This is a genomic window from Pseudomonas sp. FG13 (assembly GCF_057809755.1).
In genome coordinates, this window is sequence record NZ_JBMDKO010000019.1 from 101,872 (window position 1) to 108,215 (window position 6,344).

The 6,344-nt window shown below is 59.4% G+C and carries 5 protein-coding genes and 1 tRNA gene; 2 read left to right on the top strand and 4 right to left on the bottom strand.

Annotated elements, in window-relative coordinates:
- Positions 1 to 11: 11 nt before the first annotated feature.
- The 3 genes from ACODTO_RS16820 to ACODTO_RS16830 all read right to left on the bottom strand — a co-directional run bounded on the left by ACODTO_RS16820 (position 12) and on the right by ACODTO_RS16830 (position 2,682).
- Positions 12 to 530 carry a toxin-activating lysine-acyltransferase gene (locus ACODTO_RS16820; protein ID WP_042728505.1) on the bottom strand — a complete coding sequence of 173 codons (519 nt, stop codon included), beginning with the start codon at positions 528 to 530 and terminating at the stop codon, positions 12 to 14.
- A gap of 9 nt (positions 531 to 539) precedes the next feature.
- Positions 540 to 2,321: a ShlB/FhaC/HecB family hemolysin secretion/activation protein gene (locus tag ACODTO_RS16825; protein ID WP_139647848.1), complete on the bottom strand. Its 1,782-nt coding sequence runs from the start codon at positions 2,319 to 2,321 to the stop codon at positions 540 to 542.
- Between the two features lie 284 nt (positions 2,322 to 2,605).
- Positions 2,606 to 2,682, bottom strand: a tRNA-Arg gene (locus tag ACODTO_RS16830).
- Between the two features lie 530 nt (positions 2,683 to 3,212).
- On the opposite strand from ACODTO_RS16830, the gene ACODTO_RS16835 reads away from it, so the two are divergent.
- Entirely contained in the window at positions 3,213 to 3,539 is a 327-nt protein-coding gene (locus ACODTO_RS16835) for an Arc family DNA-binding protein (protein WP_047701087.1), read from the top strand.
- 308 nt (positions 3,540 to 3,847) lie between these two features.
- On the opposite strand, the gene mgtE is transcribed toward ACODTO_RS16835, so the two are convergent.
- Positions 3,848 to 5,290: a magnesium transporter gene (mgtE, locus tag ACODTO_RS16840; protein WP_041023496.1), complete on the bottom strand. Its 1,443-nt coding sequence runs from the start codon at positions 5,288 to 5,290 to the stop codon at positions 3,848 to 3,850.
- 456 nt (positions 5,291 to 5,746) lie between these two features.
- On the opposite strand from mgtE, the gene ACODTO_RS16845 reads away from it, so the two are divergent.
- Positions 5,747 to 6,250, top strand: coding sequence for an outer membrane protein assembly factor BamE (locus ACODTO_RS16845; protein WP_139647846.1), 504 nt, complete (start codon positions 5,747 to 5,749; stop codon positions 6,248 to 6,250).
- Positions 6,251 to 6,344 lie beyond the last annotated feature (94 nt).

Genomic DNA, 6,344 nt, shown 5'->3' on the forward strand with positions numbered 1-6,344 from the left:
CGGGGTTAGCGTTACGGTGCGACTGCCAGCGGGTGAGCGGCAAACCAGGCCTTGGCCTGTTCAGGGATGACACCGATCCCTTGGAATGTCTTGACCCGCAGGCCGCGCTCCTCGCCTCGGTGATAGAGCGCACGCCCACACCGGTTGGCGAACAACTGTCGATGCAGCAGGCGGGTGACCACGCCGGTGTGGCCGAACGGCGCGACCCAGTCGTTGAGCCAGAGGCGCTCGCCGCTGTTCCAGTCGGCCTCTGTCAGGGTCAGTGGCGATTGCCTCAGGTAGCGTTGCTCGGTGGCCGCGTCGAGGTTGAGCCAGGACAGGTAGAACACCGGTTTTCCCTGTTCGCTGGCGAGCACGAACTGACGATGCTTGAGGGCCGGCAACAACAACGTCGGCAAGCTGTGCAACGGCGCATCGCGGTGGGCCTTGGAATGCATCCACAACCAAGTGGCCGAGCCGAACACGGCAGCCTCGTTCCAGGGCTCGTCGATCAAGCCGGGGGCAATGATGTCTAGCGTCTCGAACTGCATGGGATCACCTCAGAATGACCAGATGACGGTGAACGCGCTGGTCACGTTGGCCGTCTCGAAACCATCGGGCTTCTTCAATGGCGTCCCGAACGACCAGTCATAGGACAGGCCCTTGTAGCCGCCGCGTATACCCACCACGGCCCCCGCCAGACGCTTGCCGATCAGGAACTCGCTGGAAGGGCCGCTGACCTCGCCATAGTCGATGCCGGTGTAGAGTTCCTGGCCGGTCTGCCCCAAAAACAGGCCGACCTCGTTGCGCAGGGTCCAGCCACGGTCGGCGGACAGAATGTTTTCCCCGTCGAAGCCCCGCACGCTGTAGCGCCCGCCAATCGAGAAGCGGTCCTGGGGCACCAGCGGCGTCCGGTTCCATTGCGCACGCCAGCCGCCGATGTAGCGCAGGCGCTGGTCACTGACCTGGAACGGCACCTGCAACTGGGCGTCGGCAGTGATGATCTGCGAGCGTGAGGTGCCCGCGTCGAAATCTTCTTCAGGCGCCCTGAGCGCGTCATGGGCCCCGGTGCCACGGCGGTAGGCGGCGCCCAGGTCGAGAATCGAGGCGCCGATGAACTCGCGATGGTTCAGCCCCAGTTGCCAGCCGGCCATGCGCCGTTTCTGGTTGCCGATCTCGGTGTCGTCAATGAAGTTCTCCGACGAACGCGTCCACAGGCTGCCCCACGCGGTGGTCTTGCGAACGGCATCGCGATACAGCAGGCGCGACAGGCGCAGTTCGTTGTTACGACTCTCGCCGCGGTACTGATAGGTCTGGTTGGCGCCAGCGACGGACTGTTCGTAGTTGTATTCACTGGTGGTGAAACCCAACTGCCAGTAACCGAACGGCAGCGAATAATGCAGGGTGTTGCCGTCGGAGCCGCGATGGCCGGACTCGCCGCCACCCAGGTCGTGGTTGACGCTGGCGTAGAACAGATCGTTGAGCGACAGCAGGTTGTCCAGGGACAACGACACGTTGCCTTGGTACTTACCGGTGGTCTTGCTACCCGAGTTGTCCACCGACAGGCTGACGCGGGCCGGGAACTGCTGGGTCCAGGCGATCACCACGTCGCTTTCACCGGGCTTGGCGTCGGCGGCACGGGCCGGTGCAATCTGAATGTCGGCTTCGGCGGTCGGCACGCGCTTGAAGTTTTCCAGCGCCTGCTCGATGTCCCGCAGGTTGAGCAGGTCGCCCGGATTGGCCGGCATAGCATTCCAGGCATTGGCCCGGGAACTGGTGCCCTCCTGGAAGCGAATCTCGCGAATGCGCCCCGGCACCAGGGTCAACACCAGGACGCCACTGTTCAAGTCCTGGGATTCGGCGAGCACCCGAGTGGTGACATAGCCGGCCTCGATGATCGCATTCTGCATGCGCTTCATCGTCAGGTTGATCCCCGCGCCCCCCAGGCAACGACCGATAGCCGGATCATGCTTGGGGTTGGCGGCGCGCAAGGCCCACTGGAATTTTTCCGACGCCTCGCCGATCAGGCGGATGTCGTCGATGGCAAAGCATGGGCTTTCCTTGGCGGGCAGGCGATCGGCACCGTCCGCGACAGGCGCCGCTTGCAGGCGCACATCCGGCCGGGACTCCAACTGATCACGCAACACCCGCTCACGCTCACGCTGACGCAGCAACTCTTCTTCCGGCCCAGCCGCCTGGGCAACGCTCCCCGCCCCCACCGTCCAGGCGGCCAGCAACAGCAGCGCAAGCCGCTGAGCGTTTTGTGAAGAAGAACGAGCGCGGTCGACCGGGCGACGAGCAGTGCGTGATTGACGCGTTCGGCAAGGTGCGGCTGCGCGCATGACACATCCTTGTGGCTTGAATCCGGGAGTACGGTGAGCATCGGCACTGATGCCCATTAAAAAGGCACGTAATTAGGAAGTTTCCTACAACGTACCGAGACGGTCAGATTGCCATCAGAGGAGAAAGTTTCGCGTCCGGTAAACGCGTTTGTGACACGGTTGAAAAAATGGGCACTGGTTCACAGCACGGGCTGCGGGAGGCCGTGCTGGCTGACGGTTAACGCCAATCGATCATGTGAATAGAGGAAGGGGTAATGCGCTACAGGGAGGCAGGCTGACAATAGTGGTGTCCCAGGGCAGGTTCGAACTGCCAACCTTCCCCTTAGGAGGGGGATGCTCTATCCAATTGAGCTACTGAGACACAGGTCGACCACGAGAAACGCGGTGCGATGGACGGCGTGCATGTTAACGGCCGGCCTGGCGTTTGTCATGTCGTCCGTAGGCTTTTTAAGTGTAGGCAAATGCTGCCGTTCACCACCCCTCCGTGCGATGACACGGATAAACGGGACGCCGCTCATCCTCCCCAGCCCGCCCCTGCTAGTAAATCGGCAAATTGCCACTATCCTATACAATACAAGGACAGCACCGGTCTTTGCTGTCGTTTCGGTTATCCGCCGGACGGTATGGCACATAGACACGATGCGGTGGTCACAACGTGCAGACCTGTTGGTTTTTCAAACCAGTCCGCATTTTTGATGAAGGGTAATGGCAGAACGCCTTTACGCGGATCAATATTTGTCACAGAATTGGCGCCAATGATCTGGCAATTTTGAGGCATGATGCGGGCCTCTTAACAATTCAGGTTGAACATTTGGTCACGGTGCTTGTCCTATGCGACATCCTGCGGCCAATCCCGAGAACCGCTCCCCTGAACTAACCGGTTAAATAAATATGCGCCCAATGACAAAGGCAATTTATTCCAGCCGTACGGCTGACAAGTTCGTCGTACGTCTGCCAGACGGAATGCGGGAACGCATTGCCGAGGTGGCTCGCAATCATCACCGCAGCATGAACTCAGAAATCATCGCGCGCCTCGAGCAAAGCCTTATCCAGGAAGGCGCGTTGGGTGAAGAATTGAGCATGCGCTTGGACAGCCCGGAGCTGTCACTCCATGAGCGCGAACTGCTTCAACGCTTCCGACAACTCTCCCACCGCCAGCAGAACGCCCTCGTTTCGCTGATTGCCCACGACGCAGAGATGGCCGCCGACGCGTCCTGATCGCACTGCAATACCCAAAGCCAGCCTTGCGCTGGCTTTTTTTTGCCTGGGATTTGGGCTCGACTTGTATTTTCGAGCCCCATAAAAAACCGCCAGACAAGCGTAATGCCGTTGTGGCGAGGGGATTTATCCCCGCTGGGCTGCGCAGTAGCCCCAAAGCAGTCGACTCGCTCTGCCTGATGCACCGAGTAGTCTGATTTTAGGGCCGCTGCGCGCCCCAGCGGGGATAAATCCCCTCGCCACAATGAGCTGGGCAAGCCTTAAGTGGACAGCGTTACACCAGATAAGCGGTTTTTTTGACCAGCGACTCAGAGCAGGAAGATGGTCGCCAGCCCCAGGAAAATAAAGAACCCGCCGCTGTCGGTCATGGCGGTAATCATTACACTCGCACCCATGGCCGGGTCACGCCCCAAGCGGGCGAGGGTCATGGGGATCAAGACGCCCATCAATGCCGCCAACAGCAGGTTGAGGGTCATCGCGGCCGTCATGACCACTCCCAATGACCAACTGCCATAAAGCAGATACGCCACCACACCGATCACTCCGCCCCACAGCACGCCGTTGATCAGGGCCACCGCCAGCTCCTTGCGCATCAATCGCGAGGTATTGCCGGTGCTGACCTGGTCGAGCGCCATGGCACGAACGATCATGGTGATGGTCTGGTTGCCGGAGTTGCCGCCAATACCGGCAACGATAGGCATCAGCGCCGCAAGCGCCACCAACCGCTCGATGGAGCCCTCGAACAAACCGATGACCCGGGAGGCGACAAACGCCGTGATCAGGTTGATGGCCAGCCAGGCCCAACGGTTGCGCAGGGATTTCCAGACCGAGGCGAAGATGTCTTCCTCTTCACGCAGACCGGCCATGTTGAGGACTTCGCTTTCGCTTTCCTCACGAATCAAGTCGACCATTTCATCGATGGTCAGACGGCCGATCAGCTTGCCGTTCTTGTCGACCACCGGGGCGGAAATCAAGTCATAACGCTCGAACGCCTGGGCCGCATCATAGGCGTCTTCGTCTGGATGAAAACTCACCGGATCGCTGGCCATGACCTCGGCGACCTGCTTCTCAGGATCGTTGACCAGCAATCGCTTGATCGGCAGCACGCCTTTGAGCACGCCGTCGTAATCGACCACAAAGAGCTTGTCGGTATGCCCCGGTAGTTCCTTGAGACGACGCAGGTAGCGCAATACCACTTCAAGGCTGACATCCTCACGGATCGTCACCATCTCGAAGTCCATCAGCGCACCGACCTGCTCCTCGTCATAGGACAACGCCGAGCGCACGCGCTCACGCTGCTGGCCGTCGAGGGTTTCCATCAGTTCGTGAACAACGTCCCGTGGCAGTTCGGGCGCAAGGTCGGCGAGCTCGTCAGCGTCCATTTCCTTGGCCGCCGCCAACAATTCGTGATCATCCATGTCGGCGATCAGGGTTTCACGAACCGAGTCGGACACTTCGAGCAGGATGTCACCGTCGCGATCAGCCTTGACCAGTTGCCAGACCGTCAGACGCTCTTCCAGTGGCAAGGCTTCAAGGATGTAGGCAACGTCGGCGGAGTGCAGGTCATCGAGCTTGCGTTGCAGCTCAACGAGGTTCTGCCGGTGGACCAGGTTCTCGACCCGGTCATGATGTGGGCCTTCCTGACGATGCGTCAGGTCCTCCACGACCCGCTGGCGATGCAGCAGCTCAACGACTTGCGCGAGACGGTCCTGAAGGCTTTCCTGCGTTTTCTTTACTTCAACTTCGGTCATAGGCGAACTCCACTCCCAGCAGTGGGGCGCGCCGGAAGGATCAATCAGTCAATTCATGATTGGTGAAACGAGCTTTTGAGTAACTACTGGGTAAGTCCATGGAAGTATTCCAAAGCCCCGGCGGGGCTGACGGGCGCAATCATACACCGCTTGGCGTTTTAAAACGTTAAAAAATCATGGCAAGAACAAGCGCTTGCGAGACAAACCTGAACACAGGCTGAACCTGTGGATTTACGACGTTTTATCCTGAAAAGAAAACACACCACCCGGCAAAAATGGAGCGGCTACCCTGAGGTCAGTCAGCCGATCACGAGCCGTGGGAGCAAAGCTTGCTCGCGATTGCAGCCAGTCAACAGACAGCGAATCGGTTGAGCTGCCGCTGTCGCGAGCAAGCTTTGCTCCCACAGGTAATGAATGCATCAACTCCCACCTTTCATCCGCAAGGAAGGCGCTCGAATGCCGCTCAATCGCTATATTTTTCTGCTCGCCACCCTGTACTGCCTGCCCTCATGGGGCACCGAACACACCGTTCATCGCTGCGAAAACAGCGCAGGGCATGTCACCTTTACCACCTTGAGCTGCGGGCCAGGGGAGGATCTGTCATTGCAACGAATCCATCCGTACAGCCCGGGCTCAACCGAGCCAACCCGCGAATCTATGCTGCCCGAAGCGGAACACCGACAAACATCCAGCAACAAAACCAAGCGCAGGGAACCGACGGTCGTTGGCCAGCTCGAAGAGCGCTGCGGGAACCTGCTGAGCCCCGGGCAGCGTCGTGATGCAATCATGGACAGGCGAATCGTCACCGGCATGAACCAGCAGGACGTGGAAAGCGCCCTCGGCAAACCCGATTCAATCAGGATCAGGAATTCGAGCACCCGCTACACCTATAAAGCGAGAAACGGTCGCAGCGCAGAGGTCGTGTTCGATGAGAAAGGCTGTGTGAAAGGCAAATCGTAGACAACAAAAAGCCCGCGTTAAACGCGGGCTTTTTGATATATGGTGCACTCGACAGGATTCGAACCTGTGACCGCTCGGTTCGTAGCCGAGTACT